The following is a 21,938-nucleotide window of genomic DNA, read 5'->3' on the forward strand; positions in this document are numbered from 1 at the left end:
CTCCAAATAAATTAGACATAAGTATAAGACGATTGTGACAAAAAAAGTCCCCGGGAATCTACCAATTGTAGATTCTCGGGGACGACTAAAGCCGTGTTACCACCACGAATTCCGTTCAATTTTGCGATTGAACGCTCAATAAGTACCATTAAACGATACTCGTACGCAATATCGGGCGCACCCGTGATGGCTAACTTTTTCAGCTCGCTCATCATCAGCTCCAAGACCATTTTCAATGTTTACCCGTTATCGGCTTACACCCACTCCGACTCGCTGGAAACGTTTCGACATTTACTTATCTTTTCATCACTGTCTTATTGAAAATTAGTATATGTTTAAACTGATTAAATGTCAATGATAGTTTAATTAAAAATAAATGTGATAAAGTGGTTGGGCTAAAGTGTCAAAGCCATGATGGTTGTCAATATTGTTGGAACAGTTTGAAAAACTTGAGTCATGGTGAAGACTTCTTGATTGTAAAGGTACTTAGTTAAATCAATACCAATCATGTGATTTTTGATGACACTAGTCATGCCTGAATTAGTCACAGTACGTTTTGTGATGTGGACAAGTGGCAGCACTAGATGAACTTAGATGAGAAAGTTCTGATTTGATCCTTTAAAGTAGTGTATATCAGGCGAGTTAAATGAAATTTCAGACACTTACATGAAACTTTTTTAGTTACACCAAGACGAAATTGTCGGGGCGTTTTACTGCGGTTTTAGAACTGGTTATGCTACGATTAAAAACATTAAGGAAAGTACGTGGGAGGCAATTATGCAGACCTTGATTCAAACGTTTATGGAACGTCGTGGGGATTTACTAACCGCGTTATGGCAACATTTGGGTATTTCAATTGCGGCACTTGTGATTGCAATGATTATTGCAATTCCGTTGGCAATTTGGGCGGTGCGCCGGCCTAAGATGGCCGAAGGATTATTGCAGTTGACGAGCGTGCTGCAAACAATCCCGTCGCTGGCACTTTTGGGGTTGTTAATTCCGCTAGTCGGGATTGGGACCGTGCCCGCGGTGATAGCGTTAGTGATTTACGCCTTATTACCGATTTTTCAAAATACGTATTTAGGAATTTCAGAAATTGATGAGTCGATTGAAGAAGCGGCGGATGCTTTCGGGATGTCGCGGATGCGGAAGCTGCTTAAAGTGGAAATCCCGATTGCGCTACCGCAAATCATCTCTGGGATTCGAACGGCGCTAGTCCTAATCATTGGGACGGCGACGTTGGCGGCTCTAATTGGCGCCGGTGGCCTGGGGACCTTCATCATGCTAGGGATTGATCGTAATGATACGTCATTGCTACTTATTGGGGCGATCTCATCGGCCTTATTGGCGATTGTCCTTTCAGCCTTAGTGCGGTGGTTCCAAACGGCGAAGCCCAAACAAGCGTTGACGGTGTTTGCCGTGATTGTGGCGTTACTCGGTGGTGGGGGCGCGTATAGCGTCTATGCCAATCGAACCGAAACGATTACGATTGCCGGTAAGCTCGGTTCAGAGCCAGAAATTCTAATCAATATGTATAAAGACTTGATTGAAGCGAATGACACCCATGTGAAAGTCGCGTTAAAGCCTAATTTTGGGAAAACGACCTTTTTATTCAGTGCTTTAAAGCATAATCAAATTGATATTTATCCAGAATTTACTGGGTCTGTTTTAGAGACCTTAGTTAAGGGCAACAATCCTAAAAGTATGACTGCTAACGAAACTTATCAACTCGCCAAGCAACGGCTGGCCAAACAGGACCAACTCTCACTGCTAAAGCCGATGGCGTATAACAATACTTATGCGTTGGCGGTGACTAAGAAGTTCAAAAAGGACCATCAACTCTCAACCATTAGTGATTTAACCCAAGTTGAATCGTTATTGAAACCTGGGATGACCTTGGAATTTATTGATCGTGATGATGGCTTGAAAGGCTTGAAGAAAGCGTACAACTTAGATGTCACGGCGCAATCAATGGAACCAGCGTTGCGTTATCAGGCGATTAGCCAAGGCCGCATTAATTTAGTCGACGCTTATTCAACGGACAGTGAATTGCGGCAGTACAATTTGGCAATTTTGAAAGATGATAAACATTTCTTCCCGACCTACCAAGGCGCGCCATTAATGAGCACGAGTTTTGCCAATAAGCACCCGAAGGTCGTTAAAGCGTTGAATAAACTTGCTGGCAAGATTTCTGAAACCGATATGCAAGAAATGAATTACGAAGTTAACGTTAAAAATGAATCGGCAGCCACGGTTGCCCGGAATTACTTGATCAAGCATGGTTTATTGGAAGGGAGTAATTAAATGACGGCAGCAATTGAATTTAAACACGTCAAGAAAGATTTCAACGGCAACAACGTCATTCCCGACTTGAATTTAACCGTGCAGCAAGGTGAGCTGTTTGTCTTAGTGGGCACTTCCGGGAGCGGGAAAACCACTTCATTGAAGATGATCAACCGTTTGGAGCCATTGACTTCAGGTGAAATTCGAGTCAACGACCAAGATGCGACGACGGTCCCAGTTCGTGACTTGCGTTGGGATATGGGCTATGTGCTTCAACAAATTGCGTTATTTCCAACCATGACGGTGGCGCAAAATATTGCGGTCATTCCAGAAATGAAGGGAACGCCGAAAAAAGAAATTAACCAGACGATTGATGAACTGTTAGATGAAGTTGGGCTGGACCCCGAAGTCTATCGTAATCGCATGCCAGATGAATTGTCAGGCGGGGAACAACAGCGAATTGGGATCTTACGCGCAATCGCGTCGAAGCCGTCAATTGTTTTGATGGATGAACCGTTTAGTGCGCTGGATCCGTTGTCGCGGCAACAATTACAAGACCTAGTGTTAACCTTGCATCAACGCTATGACAATACGATTGTCTTTGTTACTCATGACATGAGCGAAGCCTTGAAATTGGGCGACCGGATCGGCGTGATGCGGCATGGTCAATTATTGCAATGTGATACCCCGACAGCGATTGCGCAGCATCCAATCAATGATTTTGTGCGGGACTTTTTCGGCGCCAGTCGAGCCAAAAATGTTTACGATATTTATATTGGTCGGGTTGGCTTAGTTCAAGGTTATTTAAAGCAGAAACCAGCAGTAGCCGATGGTCGAATTCAAAGGTTAGATGCTCAGGCCACTTTACGGACAAGTTTTGAAGCCTTAACAAATCACGATTATTTAGCCATTACGGATGATAAAGTGGTGCAAGGCTATTTGGATCGGCAGACAGTGATGGCTTATTTGAGTGAACATGAAAATGATTAGAGCGTGAGATGAGCCGGGTTGCTTCTGAGCATTGCCTAGCCAAGTGATTACTGCGGTTTTGGCAGTGGTCACTTGGCGTAGCAAGCGGAGGAGGCAGGCTCATCGAACGCGTTTCGACTATCGAGCTAAGGCGCGCAGTAGCAACCGGAGTCACCAGCTTGACCGAACGCGTTTCGGCTATCAAGATAACGTGCGCATCAGGGCAACTAGCAAGCTAAAAATCGTCACACTAACCAGCACAACTAACAAAAAAATTGGAGGAAGCAAAATCATGGCAAAACAATATGATGTCGTCGTCATTGGTGGTGGCCCCGCGGGGACTGCCATGGCGAGTGGGTTGAAATCCCAAGGTAAATCAGTGCTCATTGTTGAATCAGATTTATGGGGTGGCACTTGTCCAAATCGTGGTTGTGATCCGAAAAAGATTTTGTTGAGTGCGGTGGAAGCCCAACACGCTGCCAGCAATTTACAAGCGCATGGTTTATCGGGCGTACCAACGATTGATTGGCCGGCATTGATGACGACTAAACATGGGTATACCGATGGCATTAATGATGGCACTTTGGGCGGCTTACAATCGCAACAGATTGAGACGCTGCACGGCGAAGCGTATTTCCGTGCTGACGGTCAATTGACGGTTGATGGCACTGAAGTTAACGGGACCGATGTGGTGATTGCAACTGGGCAACGGCCCGCAATTTTGCCAATTACGGGTCACGAGTATTTCCAAACCAGTACTGACTTCTTAGATTTAGCAACCATGCCTAAACGGGTGACCTTTGTGGGTGGCGGTTACGTCGGCTTTGAATTGGCGACGATTGCACGCGCTGCCGGAGCCGAAGTTCATCTCATCCACCATAATGACCGACCACTAAAAGCGTTTGATGCTGACTTAGTTGATGCCTTGATGACCAATTTAAGAGCGCAAGGGATTACGTTTGACTTGAACGTTGAGCTTAAACAACTGACTAAGACCGATGCCGGCTTGCAACTAAGTGATGAGAATGGTTTCAACTTAACGACTGATTTAGTGATTTGTTCAGCCGGACGCCTACCTAACGCAGATCATCTTGGCTTGGAAAATGTGGGTGTTAGCTATAATCGGCATGGCATTCAAGTTAACGATCATTTACAGACGGCCAACGCGCATATTTACGCGATTGGGGATGTGAGTGATACGCCGGTGCCAAAATTAACGCCATTAGCGGGTTATGAAGCCCGTTACTTAGTGGGCGAATTAGCACATACCGGCGCAGCAATCAGCTATCCGGTCACGCCAACAGAAGTTTATGCCGCACCAAAATTAGCCGAAGTCGGCGTGACTGCCGCCGTCGCTGAAAAACAGCCAGCCAAGTATAAGGTTCAGTCACTAGATATGACTAAGTGGTTTACTTATTATCGGCTTCAAACACCGCAAGCATTAGCTAAAGTGGTGATTGATGCGCAAACAGGGTTGCTAGTAGGTGCCAGTTGCCTGAGCGATATTGCGGATGAAATGATTAATTATTTGACCATTTTAATTCAAAAACAAATTAGTTTGTCTGAATTGAAGCAGTTAGTTGTGGCCTATCCAACCCCGGCTAGCGACTTGCAGTACTTGTATTAACAACGTATTTGAAAAGGGTAGCACCAGTTATCAACAACAATTGTTGATAACTGGTGCTACCCTTTTGCTTAGTCATGTAATAATGTCGGGTCAATCTGTCGATCTTTAAAGTAATACTGCCGGTCATGGTCATTAACGGGGCGTAAGATATGGCAAGGATTACCTACCGCAACCACGTTGTCCGGTAGATCTTTAGTCACGATACTGCCCGCGCCAATGACGACGTTATCACCAATCGTGATTCCCGGTAAAACGATGACACCCGCACCGAGCCAACAATTTTGCCCAATATGAACGGGCGCGTTGTATTGATAACCTTGGGCGCGGAGTTCCGGCAAGATGGGATGCCCAGCCGTCGCCACAGTGACATTGGGGCCGAACATCGTGTGGTCGCCGACATAAATATGGGTGTCATCCACTAAGGTTAAATTAAAATTGGCATAAATGCCACGCCCAAAATGAACATGATGGCCGCCAAAGTTACTGTGAAATGGTGGCTCGATGTAGCAATCGGGGCCGATTTCCGCAAACATTTTTGCGAGTAACACTTGCCGTTTGGTCATTTCGGAAGGCCGGGTTTGATTGAAATCATACAATTGATCGAGATATTGAAATTGTTTTGCTTCAATGGCGGCATCATTTGGCAAGTATAGGTCGCCCGTGTGAAGCTTTTGATTATTTTCCATGGGTTAAACTTCCTTTGATAGTTGGTTTGAGAACGGTAGCAATCGCAATTACCGCCAATACAATCGTAATCCACAACAGGACATTATCGGTCAAGACACCGGGTCCCCAGTGACCTACCAGATTCCAAACTAATGGGGCAAAGAAGGCACTGATAATGGTGGCAATCGTCAGATAACTACTCATCGTGTTGATTTGGTCATCCGCGAGGCCGGCATTGCTAGTAAAAACCAAGTAAGGGCCGGTGTATGAGTAAATAAAATTGAAAAAGATGGCGGCGCCGATGGCAATTGACGCTTCTTGCGTAACTAATAGTAAAAGCACACTAATTGCGGCGCCCGCGTAGCCTAACGTTAAGGTATAGCGGTGAAGCCGTTTGTGCAACAGGCCGAATGTCATGCCAGCGATTAAGCCACCGAGATTCATGGATGCGAGCGTCCAATTTAAGACACTCGCATCACCAAAATGACGATTGGCAAAGAGACTAGGCAATTTTAATTGAACGCCCCAGATCAGCAAATAAGTGATAAACGTCAATCCGGCTAAGCCCCAATGTGAACTGGGAAGCTTAGCGTGGCCCGTCTTAGTCGTGGCGATGACATCGTTAGTTTCTGGGACGAAGCGCCAAACGAGCAAGGCGATGACTGCCAGAACCAAGTAAAGCCAGAATACCGCCTGCCAACTAATGACGACTAGCCAACCGGCGACCGCCAGTAATACTGCGTTGCCGAGGGCGGACAAGCCAGTTTGATAGCCGAGTAAACGCGCACGCAGATCGCCGTGATAGACGTGGGCAATTAAGCTGATGGCATGCGGTGAAAATAACCCAATGCCTAAGCCTAAAATGCCACGACTAATGAGAATGACCGTAAAATTAGTGCTCAATATCGGGAAAGCACCGGCAACTGCACTGAGTAGAAGTCCCGTAATCACGACGCGCCGAATACCGAAGCGTTGCGTGAGCTGAGGATTAATCAACAAGGTGACTAATGCCGTTAAATTGGCCAGTGTGACGACCCATTCAATGACAGTCGTCGGCACTTGTGGAAACTGCCGTTCAAGCTGTGGAATAATCCCTGTAATGACGGTTGAAATACTACTAACGGTGGATAAGCTCAAAATACTGACAGTTGTCCACCGAGAAGGCTGTGCTTGCATGGCTTAACCCTCCAATGCCTCGCTCATAAAGTTGAGGACGCCCTGAGCTTCATTACTATCGGTCGTCCGGTCGGCAACGGCGGTAACTGCGGGTTGCGCGTTTGCCATCGCGACGCCGAGACCAACTTCTCGGAGCATTTCTAAATCGTTACCGCCATCACCGAAGGCACACATTTCACTTAATTCAATGTGTAAAATATTACCTAGTTCCTTTAGTCCCGCGGCTTTATTTAAACCAGGTTGGATAATATCAATGTCACCATGACCACTACTAGTCGGTTCGCCTAAACCTTGAAGCTTATCGCGGAGCTCATCAACGATGGCCATGGTTTTTTCTGGTGGGCAACTGATAGCAAATTTTAAAACGTTGTCGTTAATTGTTTCAAAGTCCGGGACGACGGCTAAATGATGATAATATTGCCGCATTTCAGTGACGTGAGCGGGATCTTCGGTCGTTAAGGCATAAGCACTCTGCGCACCACAAACGAGCAGTTGTAGCTCTGGCATTGCCATGACAATGTTCAGAATTTGAGTGGTAACGGTAGGTTTGAAAGCGTGTAAGGCGTAGGTCTGAGTTTCATCACGAATCAGTGCCCCATTTTCTGCGACATAGATGGTGTCGGGATAAGCTTTAAAAAAGGATTTGAGCTGAAAGTATTGATTGCCACTTGCCACCACCCATTGGATGCCGTAGCGTTGCATTGCCGCATGTAACCGCTTGAATTTTGCTTCGTCATAAGTCATATCGTCACGTAAAAATGAGCCATCCATATCAGTTGCAATTAATTTAATCATATTAAAAAATCTCCCTTGTGTTTGATTGATGTCGTTAGTTTAGCATGGCAGTCAATTAACGGGGGACATTTTTAGAGGCAACTGGTATCAATTTTGTGATACTTGGCAAACGTTTGGCGGTAATCAGTCGGCGTCAGGCCCTTCCAAGCTTTGAAGTTACGGTTGAGCGTCTTGCGATTGGTAAAGCCGCAACTGGTGGCAATATAGTCAATTTTACGGTCGGTCTCTAACAACAAGCGCCGCGCATTCAAGAGGCGGACTTGCCGCAAATAGCGATTGACGGATAGTTGTAAGTTCGCGTTAAACTGCTGATTGAGTGTCGTTAATGAGACGTGAAAGCGCTCCGCCAAAGTTGTGCCACTGATAGGTTCCGCGTAGGCTTGATTGATATAATCCATTACCGCATCGGTCAGATTTTGATTGGGATTAACGTCGTTGGCGGCTAACGGTACGGTAAAAGAGCGCCCCAGTTCAGCAATCAATGCATAAAAATGGCTCAAAATTTCGAGCCGCGCTAAATCGGTTGCGCCCCCGGCCAATAAGTCGTGAATGGCGATGAGATGATTACGGATGTCCGCATATGCCGTGGGATTTTTCAATTCCGCTTGGGCGCTCGTTAAGGTCAGTTGCCATTGGGTGCTGGAAGGCAGTTGGGTTTGTAAAAAGTCGTCGTCAATGATGAGACCAAATTCAATCCAAGCGGCTTGATCTGGGCCAGTCGCACTGTGGACGACCCGGCGGTTTACCGCCCAAATATCACCGGGATGAAATTCAGTTGTTTGACCATCAGTGACGAACTTTAGCGTATCGCCGCCACCGAGGTAGTTTAGTTCAATTCCTTGGTGCCAATGGGGCGCGACGTCAATGGTCGTCAGTGGATCATGTTCATAATATTTAAAGGGCAGATGGGGAATCGTCTGTACGGTTTCATGAAGAATTTTCACTATTATCACCTAAATTGTTAAAAATGAGTCATCTTGGTTTCAGGATTCGGCCTTGTTAGCGTGACTGCTATGCTATATTTAAGACACATTAAGACCGCGAAACCTGCAAGTTGTGTTAACTGACATATGCTAATTGTAACCGTATTCGCGAGTGAAAGGAACTATTGATGATGTCAATTAAATTAATTGCACTAGATATTGATGATACGTTATTGGATTCAAAAGGCGAGCTGCTGGCGAGTACGAAAGCTGCCGTCCAAAAGGCGCTAGCTCAAGGAATTAAGGTGGTGCTCTGTACCGGTCGGCCGCTAGCTGGCGTGCAACCTTATTTGGATGCGCTGCACATTGCTGGCGATGACCAATATGTGATTACTTATAATGGGGCCGTCACGGAATCGGTTACTGGAAAGGTTGTTGCTAAGCACTTAGTAGATAACGTGTTGTATCGTAAAATGACGGCGTTCGGTCAAGAACATCAGGTGCCATTTAATGTCCTAGATGAAAATAGTAATATTTACACCGCTGACCGGGATGTTAATTGGGTGACGGTGATTCAAGCTTGGGAAAATAAGGCCGGGTTGCTCGTTCGCGATCCGGATGAGTTGCCCGCTGATTTCCAAATTACCAAGGGCCTTTTCGTTGGCAATCCAGAACAGTTGGACCCAATCGAAGGGCTGGTTGAAGAAACGTTTGGTCAAGATTGCTACATTGTTCGGGCTGGCAAGTATTTCTTGGAATTGATGAATCCAGTTGTCAATAAAGGCCAAGCGTTGAAAGAATTGGCCGGGGTACTTGGATTGGATGCGGACGAAATCATGGCCGTGGGTGACGAAAAGAATGATATTCCGATGTTCCAATTTGCCGGGGCTGCAGTTTCAATGGGCAACGGCAGCGATGAAGCCAAGGCTCAAGCTGATTATGTCACTGAGACGAACGATGAAGGTGGCCTAGCCAACGCTATTCAAAAATTAGCGTTGATTTAAAACCAGCGAACTAGTTTTAAATGGTTAAACGGGTCTGGCGTAAAAACCAGACTTTTTTTGCGCTTAAAATCTGTGGATAAGCCTTTTTCAGAAGTTATACACAGTGGATAACCGGTTCGTTTGTTAATTGCTGGTCCCGTTGTTGTGGATAGTCGGGCAAGACTGTGCGTAATTTTCTGAAAAAAGTTTGACAAAAGCACAAAATGAGTTTATGATTGCAAATATTAAAAATAAATGAGAAACATCGTGATGATCAGGAGAGTAAAGCCCGAATTGAGTCTAGCGAGTCGACGTTTGGTGTAAGTCGATCTCAAAACGGTCTTGAAAGTAACCTGTGAACGGCTAATGCGAACAATTGTCAGTGTTAGCTGGGGGCACCCATTATCGTGCAGCGTATCGCTTGAGACCGGTGAAAGTTTTTGGTCAATCGCCGTACGTTATAAGTGGGCAACACTTGAATCGTGTTGTCATCTGAGGTGGTACCGCGCGGAAGCGTCCTCTGAAAACCAAGTTGGTTTTCAGAGGACGCTTTTTTTAGTTGTTTAGGGAGGCAAAAAAATGCGATTAAAGACAAGCGATGGTGGATTGAGCCGAGTGTGTCAGGTAAAAGTTGATGTCACTTAAGCTTTAAGGAGGCAATTGCCTATGCAATCAGAAAAACTATCAATCAAACATTATTTAATTATTGGCTCCATGCTATTCGGGATGTTTTTTGGCGCTGGCAACTTGATTTTTCCCATTCATTTAGGGCAACTTGCCGGCAGCCATTGGTTAAGCGCTGGTGCCGGCTTTTTACTCACTGGGACGCTGTTGCCATTACTCGGAATTATTGCCATTAGTGTTACCCGTAGTCGCGGCATTTATGACTTAGCACGGCCAATCGGCAAGCGCTATGCTACCGGTTTTATGATCTTAACTTGTGCAACGTTAGGACCGCTATTTGCAACGCCGCGGACCGCTACGACACCGTTTCAAATTGGGATTGCGAGTCATATTCCTGCTAGCCAGGCGCCGTTATATTTGGCAGGGTATTCCTTGATTTTCTTTGGGCTGACTTATTGGGCGTCACGCAAGCCTTCTGGCATTATGGATTCAATCGGTAAACTGTTAAATCCGGCCTTTCTGATTTTATTGGCGCTAATCTTTGGCGTTGCTTTTACACGGCCATTAGGCACGGCGCACACCGCCCAAATTACGGCCGCTTATCAACATGGGGCGTTCTTGAATGGCTTCTTGCAAGGCTACAACACGATGGATGCCTTGGCCGCGTTACTATTTGGGATCGTCGTGGTTAATGCGATTCGGGGCTTGGGTCAACATAATCCGACGGCAATCGCGAAAACGGCCGCAAAATCCAGTTTGCTAAGCATTTCCCTAGAAGCATTGATTTATCTTGGCTTGATTTGGCTCGGGGCCACCTCGCTAACGGTCTTTAAACTATCGACAGATGGTGGAATTGCTTTTTCACAAATTGCCAAGGCATTTTTAGGTATTCCTGGCGAAATTATTTTAGCAATTATGGCAACGCTGACTTGTTTAACGACTTCGGTCGGGTTAACGTCGTCGTTTTCAGAAGCCTTGCATGCGAAGTTTCCTAAAATTGCGTATCGGACATGGAATCGTTTAGCTTGTGGCGCCTCATTTTTAATTGCAAATATTGGCTTAGACCAGATTATCGCTTGGTCCACGCCAATGCTAATGTTCCTCTATCCCTTAGCCATTACGTTGATAATGCTGTCGATTGCGTCGCCATTATTCCAACATGATCCCCTAGTTTATCGTTGGACAACCGCCTTGACCTTAATTCCAGCCATCTTTGATGCTTTGAATGCTTCTCCAGCAATCATTACGCGCCAAGCTTGGGTTCAAAGCTTGCTGGCCTGGGATGACAAAGTCTTGCCATTTGCTAAATATGGGATGGATTGGGTGGCACCCGCATTGATTGGATTAGCGATTGGCCTGAGTTGGGCTGCCATTCGACGGGTTCTGGCGGGTAAAACGGCCAAAGTCAATTGAGTATCAGGTGTATGATGGAAGTAAGTGGCAATGAAGGATGGCGATTATGAGTTTTATAGGCACATTATGTATTTTATTATTAGCAACGACGCTAGCGGGGCACTTTTCGCATCGACTTGGGATTCCTGCCGTAATTGGTGAAATTCTGGTGGGGGTAATTTTAGGCCCAGCGATTTTCAACTTTGTGCGTTTGGGCAACTTAGTTCAGACGTTCGCCGATTTGGGTGTGATCGTCTTAATGTTCATTGGTGGGTTGGAAAGCAATTTAGCCTTATTGAAAAAATATTTACGACCGGCCATCGTTGTTGCTGTGATTGGGGTCATTTTCCCAGTTTTGATTATGGGTGGCGCCAGTTATTGGTTCCATTTCAGCTGGTTTGAGTCGTTATTTATCGGCGTGATCTTTTCGGCGACCTCCGTGTCGATTTCAGTCGAAGTGTTAAAAGAGTTCAAGGCTTTGGATACTAAGGAAGGTGCCACGATTCTAGGTGCTGCCGTGGCGGATGATATTATTGGCGTTATTTTATTGAGCATCATGATTTCAATGATGGGTGATCGGACTGGGACCAGTCAAATGAACCTTGGGCTAGTTTTATTAGAACAACTCGCATTTTTCGTCGGTGTCTTCTTATTAACACGCTGGATTGCCCCGTTCTTGATGAGTTTGAGCAACCATTTATTAATGGCCGTCAGTCCAACGATTATGTCGGTGATTATTTGTCTAGCAATGGCTTGGCTGGCCGAAACGGTCGGGTTAAGTGGCGCAATTGGGGCCTTCTTTGCCGGGACCGCAATTGCGCAAACCGACTATCAACATCAAGTTGACGTCAGTATTGAGCCGGTTGGTTATACGATTTTTATTCCGATTTTCTTCGTCAGCGTTGGTCTCAATATGACTTTTGACGGTTTCTGGCAATCACTACCATTTGTTGTGGTGATGACGATCTTAGGGGTGCTGACGAAGTTGATCGGTTGCGGTTTAGGCGCCAAATTGAACGGTTTCAGCCGCCATAGTAACTATTTAGTGGGCGCGGGAATGATTTCTCGGGGCGAAATGGCGCTAATTACGGCTCAGATTGGATTTTCGGCACATCTGTTATCAAGTAATTACTATTCGGATATTATCTTAGTCATTATTCTAGTGACGATGATTGCCCCATTTGTCTTGAAAGATGCAATTCACCGGGCTCCTGCGGTGGAAGCCTGATAATAAATCGGCAAACGGTGTTACTTCCGGTTGCCACTGATTACATGCGGGCGTGGGACCGGACCAAGCCAAGCACGTCTTGGCCCTCGCCCGAAACCCTTGCAAAACCCGCAAGTGTCCCGGACCGTCCGTCCCGTAAGACCGGCAAAAATCGCCGATCAAACGGGACTTTCACGCCTGATGCAATCAGTGGCAACCTACAGTTAATGAACAGCTAACTAGGCTTAGCGAAAACAGGCGGAACCGTACTATTACGTATAGACGGTGCAATCACCACGATTCTAATTTAACCGTATTCGTTACTGACAGGACAGTGTTTACAATCTTGTTTGTACTTTCAACACGTATTTAAAACAACCAATCCTTAAAGCTTTCGAGCTGGGATTGGTTGTTTTTTTGTCGTCATTATTAGAAAAAACGGCCCTAGTTATATCAGTATTATGAAACAAGACTGATATGACTAGGGTCGCTGGTGCCAACTAATAAAGGTTATTAGTTGGTGCTGGGTGAAGGTTGCGATAGGGCAATCCGCCTTTCTAAACTATATCTTTCGGTGACGTAACTCGAGGTAACCGAGGCCTAAAGCCAGAACTAAGACTAAACTGCCAATAACTGTGTCGAGCTTGGCATTCCGATCTTCATCGGTTTGTGGCAAACGACCCGGTGTTGGGTTGTAAGGTGTTGGTAGTGGCTTTTGACCGGTTGAAACCGTCGTTCCAGGTTTAGCTGGCGCGGTGGTTCCTGGCGTCGTTGGCGCTGGCTTAGCTGGGGCAGCTGGCCCGGGTTTAACCGGTGCGGTGATTCCAGGATTCTCAGGTTCGGGTATGCCAGGGTTGCCAGGCTCAGTTGTTCCAGGAGTTCCGGGTTCCGGTTCGCCGGGAGTTTCAGGTTCGGTAACACTAGGATTTTCCGGTTCGCCAGGTTCTTCGACGTCATCATCGGGACGATCAATTTCGGTGCTGGCACTAGCGTTATTGTCATTGTCGTCGGTGTAAAGCGCGGCATTGTCGAAGACTTCGGCACCAGTAGCCGAGTTGGTCTTAGTCCGATAACTCAAAGTAATGTTGGTCTCAAAATCACCAGCCAGTTTAAAGGTGAGAGTATTGCCAGTCACACTCACTGTCAGTGGTAAGCGCTTACCATCTTCATCAAGTGCTTGCGCACTCTCAGCGATATAAGTTTGATTATCACTGAGAAGGTCGGTGATAACTGGATTAAGCAACTGATTCCCATTGGCTTTAATGGCTAATGTCCAATTAATTTGTTGATGATCTTCTGGATCACGCCAAGCTGCGATTTTACTCATGCTAATTGGGTCCTTAGCGGGCACAACGGGTGGGTTTTCGCGATCAATTGAACTGCTACCACCGGCATGGTTATTGTTGTCATCATCGACAACAGCCGCGTTGTCAAAAGTAGCGGCGCCAGTTGGGTCGTTAGTGGTCGTTTGATAGGTCAGAATCAAGTCGGTGGCTAAGTCGCCACTGAATTGGAAGGTGAGCGTATTACCATTGACGGTCACGACCATCGGAATCGTAGCTTCGGTGTCATTTACCGCTTTAGCACTATCAGCAAGATAAGTTTGGTTATTGCTGAGAATATCCGTAACGACGGGGTTCTTCAAAGTATTGCCATTTGCGACGACTTTAAGTTGCCAATTGATCTTGCTGTGATCAGTTGGATCGCTCCAAGCCGCGGTTTTGGTCAGGCTGATGGGATCTTTAGCAGGTTCCACGGGCGGCGCTTCACGGTCAATGCTAGTGTTGGCTTCAGCGTGATTGTTGTTTTGGTCATCATAGACTGCGGCATTGTCAAACGTCTCATTCCCAGTTGCGGCGTTCGTCGTTGTTTGATAAGTCAATTTTAAGTCATCAGTCGTTTCGCCGGTGATGTTAAAAGTGACTTTAGCGCCGTTAACCGTTGCGGTGACTGGGAGAGTACCTTTCGTATCACTGACTTGAATACTGTCAAGAACATAGGCTTGATTGTCACTAAGCTGATCCGTAACGACTGGATCTATCAACCGATTGCCGTTTGAGGTGACGGTGAGGACCCAATTGATTTTAGTCTTATCAGTTGGGTCGTTCCAAGCCGCTGTCTTTTGCATGGCAATCGGATCAAAAATCGGTTTCTCAATGGCTTCACGATCAATTGAGGCGTTAGCCGAAGCATGATTGTCGTTTTTGTCCTCGTAAAGGGCAACATTGTCAAAGGTCGCCGCCGTATCTACTTCATCGGTTGTGGTTTGATACGTCAGTCTAAGGTTCGACTGATACGTTCCAGTTAACTGGAAGACGATTTCAGTGCCGCTGGCCGTGGCTTTTAAAGGCACGGTTTCACCGGCCGCCGTAACGGCATGAGCACTACCCGCGACAAAACTTTGATTACTGCTAAGCTTATCGGTGATGGTTGGATTGACTAAGTCGTTACCATTGGCCGAAACCGCCAAGTCCCAATTTAGTTTGGTCTTGTCAGCTGGATCGGCCCAAGCGACCGACTTCTTCATCGTGATTGGTTCGGTGGTTGGTGCCTCCGGTTCTGCCGTACGGTCAATCTCAGCCGTGGCGTTTGCTTTATTGTCATTGTCATCACTGAAAGCAGCATTATTGGAAAATTCCTCAGTCCCTTTAGTAGTGGCGGTGGTTGTCTGATAAGTCAAATGTAGACTCGTCGCATAGGTGCCCATGGCTTTAAAAACAATTACCCGTTTATTCCCGCTGACACTCAGCGCAAGTGGCACTTTGTCACCTAATCCAGTAACCATTTTGGCACTGTTAGGCACAAACGCTTGGTTGGGACTCAGTTGGTCGACAATTAGTGGATTGACCAGTTCGTTACCCTGGTCATTGACTTTGATTGACCAGTTTAGCTTAGTTTGGTCATGCGGGTCGACCCAGCTCACAGACTTGGACATCGTAACGGGTTCGTTTTGTCCGGGCTGTTCAGTACCTGGGTTTTCAGGTTCAGTAGTCGTATTATCTTCACGTGAAATAACTGCATTGGCTGTGGCTTGATGACCGCCATCGTCGTTGTAAACCGCCGTATTGTTAAATGTGTCGGCACCGGTTGGCAACTTGGTTTTCGTCTGGTAGGTCAAGCTAATGTTGGAAGTATACGACCCACTTAACCTAAAGGTCATCGCATTTGATAATAGACTACTCGTGGCAGTCACTGGGTAGCTTTGGCCGTTGCCATCACTGGCTTTAACACTGCCAGCAACGTAAGTTTGATTACGGCTAAAGGTATCCTTAATGACTGGATTTGTCAGTGTATTGCCATCAGGATGGACAGTTAGTTGCCAGTTGATGACGGTTGGATTTTCAGGATCAACCCAACTGGCAGCCTTATCCATTGAGATCGGGCCAGTAGGTTCGGCAGGGACGGTAACGTCAATTCTAATCCAGCCACGCCGATTTCTCGTGTGTGTTTGCATATAGCTGTTCAAAGTTATGGCACCTGTTGAACTGCCTTTACCTACATGAACTGTCCCAACCGCTGCCCCGGATGCGGTGTATGAGGTAAAATCATCGTCTTCAAGGGTATGGATGTTAGGCGGTAACGTGAAGGTTAGAGTATCACCGGCTTGAACGCTAGCGCCATTTGGAATCTGCCAATTATAGTTGACGGTATAGTCGCCAGCGGGTAATTGCACATCATGCGAAATGACTTTTCCTTTTGAATTCTTGATGATGGCACTATTGACATCTAAGCCAGTCGACGGCGCCTCTTTGGCCTGCCCAATAATTGGTGGGCCAAATGCCATTAAAGCCAGACCAGTCACTGCGAGTAAGAAAAAGCGCCAAAATTTACGCATCGTTTATTCCTCCATTTCAAAGAACCATTTTATCAAGTTGGGCAATCCCACTTGATAGTCAAAAGTTACCATGGTTGGTCAGGGAACGTTTACTGAAACTAATTATTCGTTAACCATACAAACTGGTGTAAACCGCGCTATGAATCAGTTTTAATTAATAATTTAATGACAAAGTAGCCGAAATAAAACGCCTCGGAGATGATTAGGTTAGGTGGGAGTTAAATAGTTTGTTGAAAAATAATTTTGAAATTAATATGACAAAATGAGTGCTAATTCAAGCGATATGGACAACTTAAACAGCTGCGCAAAAAATCACCGCTAAGGGCTGCCAATGGCAGGATTAGCGGTGATCGTTAGTTTAAACTCAAGGTTGAAATTCAAAATTTATGAGCAAGCGCTGTAATTAGCAATACAGATTTTACTTCCGGTTGGGACTGATAACATGCGGTCGTGGGACCGGTCCAAGCCAAGAACGTCTTGGACCTCGCCCGGAACGCTTTCAAAAAGCGAAAGTGTCCCGGACCGTTCGTGGTGTAAATCGGCAAAATCAACGGATTAACGCCACCATCACGACCGATGTGATCAGTCCCAACCTTCAGTCATTAAGCTTAGCGGAGATAGACAGAAACGTTGTGCCGTGTCGGTAAGATTGGCCGGTGTTCTTGGCCGCCTAATCTTACGGGCGATTCAAAGACGTGGGTTATCGGCTTTGAATCGAAATCCCAGACCGATCTTTGGCTGGGACTGTCCCACCATGGCACAACGTTTCTGACTGACGGAGCGGTCTAGTTTAAGACCGACCGTTGTTGATATAATCCGGTTCATGAGCCTTTTTGTGCTTGCAACCTTTAGAGGCAAAGCTAAACCCGAACTTGGTGTTCAATCGTAAATAAGGTTGGATCTAAATGAGCAATTAGTGGCGAAACGTCATCCACGCTCAGCAAGGTTAAGTGGTGCATAGCGCGAGAAGCGATCGTGTAGAGTAGCCCGACGGAAGCTTCATCAGGGTAGTTCTTGGCCGAAACATCGTAAGCGATGACGGCATCAAATTCTAAGCCTTTCGCTAAGTAAATCGGCATGACAATGACGCCTTGTGGCATGGTGCGATCGTTGTCAGTCATCAAAGTGGCAATCGTGTAGTGTTTCAAATACTGATAAACTTGCTTGCTTTCAACTAAGTCTTTAGTTAAAACAGCGACGGTTTTCGTATTTGCTAATTGACGGTTAAGTTCAGTTAACAGACCTTTCAAGGCGTTGGTTTCCCCATAGCGAATCATGACTTTAGGCAACGCACCTTCACGCGTGAAGGCTTGAATTTGCTCGCCATCTGGTAATAAGGCTTTGGCGAAGTTTGTGATCTGCAAGGTCGAACGATAGCTCTTGTTCAGTGTAATCAGATTGGCCCGCCGGACATTAAAAGCATCACGTAACCGAGCCAATAATTGTTGCGGCAGCTCGATATCTTTAAACAGCGCCTGTTCGGCATCACCCAAGAGCGTGAATTTTGCTAGCGGAAACGCATGCTTAATGTAAAGCAACTGGGCTAAGGAATAGTCTTGCATTTCATCGACAAAAATATATTGCATCCGTCGATTTTGACCGCTACCAGTTAAAATATCTCGCAGTAATAGCAGGGGGGCACAATCTAATAAGGCAATTCGATGATACTCGATTCCGGTCCGAAACTGCTTTAGCCGATTTTGCCATTGCGCTGCAGTTATCGCGGCTGGTTGGACGACTTGACTCAGAAAATCATTATATTGTTCATAAGTATCTAAAAAGTAACCATTATAAATCGCGTCGTAAACTTGGCGCAGCCGTTTGGTTACGATTTGTTTGCCGATGTAGAAGACTTCATCATCTAATGACTGAAAGTCCCCGCGGCGTTTGTCACCAAGCCAGTCGTGATAATCTTCATCGTTTAATTGGTCGATGATGTCATTAACCCAATCAGCTTGGGCTTCATGATCAATACGGTGCTTGAGCCGTTTGATTAACGTGTTTTTAAGACTTAAGAAGCGGTCGGCCGGCTGCATCGCTGCGGGCAATTCTGTGGCGATTTTAGTGATTTCGGCGCGTGAAAAGAAGACTTCACCATTGAAGACAATATTTGTGAAACGTAATTGATCGGCAGTTAGCTGATGACAATAGGCGTCCACTTGCTGCATGAAGTCAGCACTTTCTTGAAACTGGCGAATGGCGGGCACATTGGTCGTCGTTTGACGGTCATTTTCGTAACGTTCAAATAAACTTTCCACGGTCAGCCCTTGAAAACGGGCACTAAGAAATTCTGCCAAAGTGACTTGACGCATATTACGTTCACCTAAACTCGGGAGCACTTCCGAAATATAGTGACTAAAGAGGCGGTTCGGTGAAAAAAGTACCATTTGATCGGCTTCTAGTGAGGCCCGAGAATGGTAAAGCAAAAAGGCAATCCGTTGTAAGATGGCGGAAGTTTTGCCAGAACCGGCGACGCCTTGAACGACGAGTAAGTCACTGTAAGTATCGCGAATAATATCATTTTGTTCCTTTTGAATTGTCGCGACGATGTTTTGCATATAGGCGTCGTTTTGTTCGCCAAGGACGCTTTGCAAAATTTCATCGCCAACGGTTTCATTCGTGTCGAACATATTTTTAATTTCGCCATGATCAATTTGAAACTGGCGCTTTTTTTGCAGTTCGGTCGTCTGTTCACCGGCCGGCGTTTGGTAGTGAACTTCACCTAAGGTCCCATTATAGTAAACGGATGAGATTGGGGCGCGCCAATCGTAAACTAAGAAGTTCTGGTCTTGGTCAACGAATGAGGCGGTCCCGATGTAGAGCTTTTCCGGGGTTTCGTCGGGGCTATCTTGAATGTCAATTCGGCCGAAATATGGCGAATTGCTCAGGTCTTTCAGGACGCCAACTTGGCGGTTTAAAATTGCCTCAGATTCAACGGCCCGTTCGACCATTTGCTTTTGTTGTTGCAACTCGGCGTTGGTTTCAATCCGGTCATCGACTTCAAATGTATTGACAGAGTTGTTATCACCATAATTTTTTTGAATAATATCGGTTTCAAGATGGGCTTTTTCAACTAAGCGGTCAGCAGCCTTAGCGCGGGCTTTAACCTGCTTAATGACTGCGTCCACACGTTGCTGTTCTTGCTGTTGTTCCTGTTTTGATGTTGTCACTATCAGAAAGCCTCCAATCTTTAGTTCGGGTAAATCGCTTGAACAAGTTTAGGCGGATTTCCGGTGACTGTCAATTAAAGCGCCTGTAATGGTCACAATTAAAGGCGCCAGCCCTTGCAACTGTTATCAGTTTATTCTAAGATGATTTTAATAATTCTAATTATTTAGAGTGGAAATCACTTCAATAGAAAGCTTGTGAAAAAATGCAAGTCGCGTTAGCGCAATTAGATATTCAGTTTGGGAACCCTGATGAAAATTATCGTCAGATTGAGACGGCGATTACGCGGGCCGCGGAACAGGCCGTCGATGTGATTGTCTTGCCAGAAATGTGGAATACCGGCTATGCCCTCACACGGCTGGCGGCACTAGCTGATTTGAACGGGGCACGAACCCAGAAATTGTTAGCGCGGTTAGCCCAGCAATTTCACGTTAATATTGTTGGTGGTTCAGTCGCAGTGGAACGGGATGGCGCCTACTATAATGAAATGTTAGTGCTCAATCGCCATGGCCAGTTGTTAAGTCGCTATGATAAAGTTCACCGTTTTGGCTTAATGGCTGAAGATCGCTATATTACGGCGGGACAAACGGAGAATGTTTTTTCGCTGGATGCTGTTCCAGCCATGGGCGTCATTTGTTACGACATCCGTTTTCCAGAATGGTTGCGGACGCAAGCGGCTCAGGGACCACAAGTGATTTTTGTGAGTGCCGAGTGGCCGACGGTGCGGTTGCCACAATGGCGGCTTTTGTTGCAGGCACGGGCGATTGAAAATCAAGCGTTCGTCGTGGCTGTTAATCGCGTGGGCAGTGATCCGGACAATGAGTTTGGCGGGCAGTCGCTAGTCATTGATCCACTCGGACAAGTGCTAGCTTCGGCGGATGATCATCCGCAAATTATGACGGCCAAATTAAACTTAGCGCAAGTGCAGCAAGTTCGTGGCAGCATGCCGGTATTTGCTGATCGTCGTCCAGAATTGTATCAATAGAAAGTGGTGGGGTCATGAATTTTCCAGAATCAAAAGTCATGCAACAATTACCTAAGCAATTTTTTGCCAGTTTAGTGCAACGTGTCAATGCGAAAGTCGCGAGTGGCGCGGATGTGATTAACGTTGGTCAGGGGAATCCCGATCAGCCAACGCCCGCCTTTGTTGTGAAAGCACTGGCGGAAGCCGCCCAAGATCCGGCGACTCATAAATATGCCCAATTTCGTGGTCAGCCGGCGTTTAAACAAGCCTGTGCCGATTTTTATGAGCGTGAATACGGCGTCAAATTAGACCCCGAAAAAGAGATTGCCGTTTTAGGAGGCACTAAAATTGGGCTAGTAGAATTGCCGTTTGCCTTGATGAATCCTGGTGAAACGATTTTAATGCCTGATCCGGGTTATCCCGACTACTTTTCAGGCGTCGCCTTAGCCCAAGTTAAGTTGGCAACCTATCCATTATTAGAAGCAAATAATTTCTTGCCAGACTATGCAAGCTTTGATCCGGCGGTGGCCGCAGCTGCCAAGTTAATGTATCTCAATTATCCGAATAATCCGACTGGTGCCGTAGCGACGCCGGAATTTTATGATCAAACGGTCGCCTTTGCGCAGCAACATCATATTGGGGTAGTCAGTGACTTTGCCTATGGCGCGATTGGGTTTGATGGGCAGCGGCCGGTCAGTTTCCTACAGCGTGCTGGGGCGAAAGACGTTGGTATCGAGTTTTATTCATTCTCAAAAACGTATAATATGGCTGGTTGGCGCTTAGGTTTTGCAGCCGGTAACGCCGACATGATCGAAGCGATTAATCTGATTCAAGATCACTTATTTGTGAGCGTCTTTCCGGCAGTTCAACGCGCTGGGATGGCTGCCCTTCAAAGTGATCAGAGTGCGGCACAAGCGATTAGTGATCGCTATGAATCCCGTCGTAATGCGTTATTAGCTGCTGCGGCCAAGATTAATTGGCCAGCCTATCGACCGGGTGGGACTTTTTACACGCTAATGAAGGTGCCAGCTGGCTATACGAGTGAACAATTTGCCAATTTACTGTTAGATCAGGCGAGTGTCGCTGTGGGGCCATGTAACGGTTTTGGCGCGCACGGTGAAGGTTACGTTCGGATTGGCTTGCTTGTTTCTGAGGAACGGTTAGTCGAAGCGGTTGAACGTGTCGGTGCCTTGAATTTGTTTTGACAGTGGCGCGCGTAACGCTTACACTGAACATAATTAATCGTTGAAGAAAAGAAAAGTAAGGCGTCCACTGACAGAGACCTAGCGATGGCTGAAAGCTAGGACGGACTAATGAATTGGCTTT

General features: G+C 46.3%; 16 protein-coding genes and 1 other annotated feature. Of the genes, 8 read left to right on the forward strand and 8 right to left on the reverse strand.

Annotation, left to right across the window (positions count from 1 at the left end; all coding sequences use genetic code 11):
- Positions 1–11: 11 nt before the first annotated feature.
- Both FFM74_RS13890 and FFM74_RS13635 read right to left on the reverse strand, forming a co-directional pair.
- Positions 12–212 (reverse strand): hypothetical protein, encoded by a 201-nt coding sequence (locus tag FFM74_RS13890; protein WP_137625470.1) that lies wholly within the window; start codon positions 210–212, stop codon positions 12–14.
- Positions 213–395: 183 nt separating this feature from the next.
- Positions 396–548, reverse strand: a complete 153-nt coding sequence (locus tag FFM74_RS13635) for a hypothetical protein (protein WP_171000654.1) — start codon at positions 546–548, stop codon at positions 396–398.
- Positions 549–777: 229 nt separating this feature from the next.
- On the opposite strand from FFM74_RS13635, the gene FFM74_RS04660 reads away from it, so the two are divergent.
- From FFM74_RS04660 to FFM74_RS04670, 3 genes are all read left to right on the forward strand, one after another.
- Complete coding sequence (locus FFM74_RS04660) at positions 778–2,304, forward strand: ABC transporter permease/substrate-binding protein (protein ID WP_137625471.1); 1,527 nt, start codon at positions 778–780, stop codon at positions 2,302–2,304.
- Positions 2,305–3,273, forward strand: coding sequence for an ABC transporter ATP-binding protein (locus tag FFM74_RS04665; RefSeq protein WP_137625472.1), 969 nt, complete (start codon positions 2,305–2,307; stop codon positions 3,271–3,273).
- 271 nt (positions 3,274–3,544) lie between these two features.
- Entirely contained in the window at positions 3,545–4,879 is a 1,335-nt protein-coding gene (locus FFM74_RS04670; protein WP_137625473.1) for a dihydrolipoyl dehydrogenase family protein, read from the forward strand.
- Between the two features lie 68 nt (positions 4,880–4,947).
- Here the strand turns inward: FFM74_RS04670 and FFM74_RS04675 are convergent, their stop codons facing one another.
- The 4 genes from FFM74_RS04675 to FFM74_RS04690 form a co-directional block, all read right to left on the reverse strand.
- Positions 4,948–5,565: a sugar O-acetyltransferase gene (locus FFM74_RS04675; protein ID WP_137625474.1), complete on the reverse strand. Its 618-nt coding sequence runs from the start codon at positions 5,563–5,565 to the stop codon at positions 4,948–4,950.
- Positions 5,555–6,721, reverse strand: coding sequence for an MFS transporter (locus FFM74_RS04680; protein WP_137625475.1), 1,167 nt, complete (start codon positions 6,719–6,721; stop codon positions 5,555–5,557). The genes FFM74_RS04675 and FFM74_RS04680 overlap by 11 nt, the downstream gene beginning before the upstream one ends.
- A gap of 3 nt (positions 6,722–6,724) precedes the next feature.
- Positions 6,725–7,516 carry a Cof-type HAD-IIB family hydrolase gene (locus FFM74_RS04685; protein WP_137625476.1) on the reverse strand — a complete coding sequence of 264 codons (792 nt, stop codon included), beginning with the start codon at positions 7,514–7,516 and terminating at the stop codon, positions 6,725–6,727.
- Between the two features lie 71 nt (positions 7,517–7,587).
- Entirely contained in the window at positions 7,588–8,460 is an 873-nt protein-coding gene (locus FFM74_RS04690) for an AraC family transcriptional regulator (RefSeq protein WP_137625477.1), read from the reverse strand.
- A gap of 170 nt (positions 8,461–8,630) precedes the next feature.
- Here FFM74_RS04690 and FFM74_RS04695 point away from each other — a divergent pair, with 170 nt between their 5' ends.
- The 3 genes from FFM74_RS04695 (at position 8,631) to FFM74_RS04705 (ending at position 12,666) form a co-directional block, all read left to right on the forward strand.
- Positions 8,631–9,443, forward strand: coding sequence for a Cof-type HAD-IIB family hydrolase (locus tag FFM74_RS04695; RefSeq protein WP_137625478.1), 813 nt, complete (start codon positions 8,631–8,633; stop codon positions 9,441–9,443).
- A 240-nt stretch (positions 9,444–9,683) separates the two neighbouring features.
- Positions 9,684–9,946 (forward strand) — a binding site (T-box leader).
- Positions 9,947–10,088: 142 nt separating this feature from the next.
- The gene (brnQ, locus tag FFM74_RS04700) at positions 10,089–11,459 is read left to right on the forward strand and encodes a branched-chain amino acid transport system II carrier protein (RefSeq protein WP_137625479.1); all 1,371 of its coding nucleotides are present in this window, start codon (positions 10,089–10,091) and stop codon (positions 11,457–11,459) included.
- A 46-nt stretch (positions 11,460–11,505) separates the two neighbouring features.
- Complete coding sequence (locus FFM74_RS04705; protein WP_137625480.1) at positions 11,506–12,666, forward strand: cation:proton antiporter; 1,161 nt, start codon at positions 11,506–11,508, stop codon at positions 12,664–12,666.
- Positions 12,667–13,207: 541 nt separating this feature from the next.
- On the opposite strand, the gene FFM74_RS04710 is transcribed toward FFM74_RS04705, so the two are convergent.
- Complete coding sequence (locus FFM74_RS04710) at positions 13,208–16,480, reverse strand: Ig-like domain-containing protein (RefSeq protein WP_137625481.1); 3,273 nt, start codon at positions 16,478–16,480, stop codon at positions 13,208–13,210.
- Between the two features lie 860 nt (positions 16,481–17,340).
- The gene (gene helD, locus FFM74_RS04715; RefSeq protein ID WP_137625482.1) at positions 17,341–19,650 is read right to left on the reverse strand and encodes an RNA polymerase recycling motor HelD; all 2,310 of its coding nucleotides are present in this window, start codon (positions 19,648–19,650) and stop codon (positions 17,341–17,343) included.
- A 203-nt stretch (positions 19,651–19,853) separates the two neighbouring features.
- On the opposite strand from helD, the gene FFM74_RS04720 reads away from it, so the two are divergent.
- Positions 19,854–20,633 (forward strand): carbon-nitrogen family hydrolase, encoded by a 780-nt coding sequence (locus FFM74_RS04720; protein WP_137625483.1) that lies wholly within the window; start codon positions 19,854–19,856, stop codon positions 20,631–20,633.
- A 14-nt stretch (positions 20,634–20,647) separates the two neighbouring features.
- Positions 20,648–21,817, forward strand: coding sequence for a pyridoxal phosphate-dependent aminotransferase (locus tag FFM74_RS04725; protein ID WP_137625484.1), 1,170 nt, complete (start codon positions 20,648–20,650; stop codon positions 21,815–21,817).
- The last annotated feature ends 121 nt before the right edge of the window (positions 21,818–21,938 follow it).

Origin of the sequence: Lactiplantibacillus pingfangensis (assembly GCF_005404945.1) — a bacterium.
Lineage (GTDB): Bacteria > Bacillota > Bacilli > Lactobacillales > Lactobacillaceae > Lactiplantibacillus > Lactiplantibacillus pingfangensis.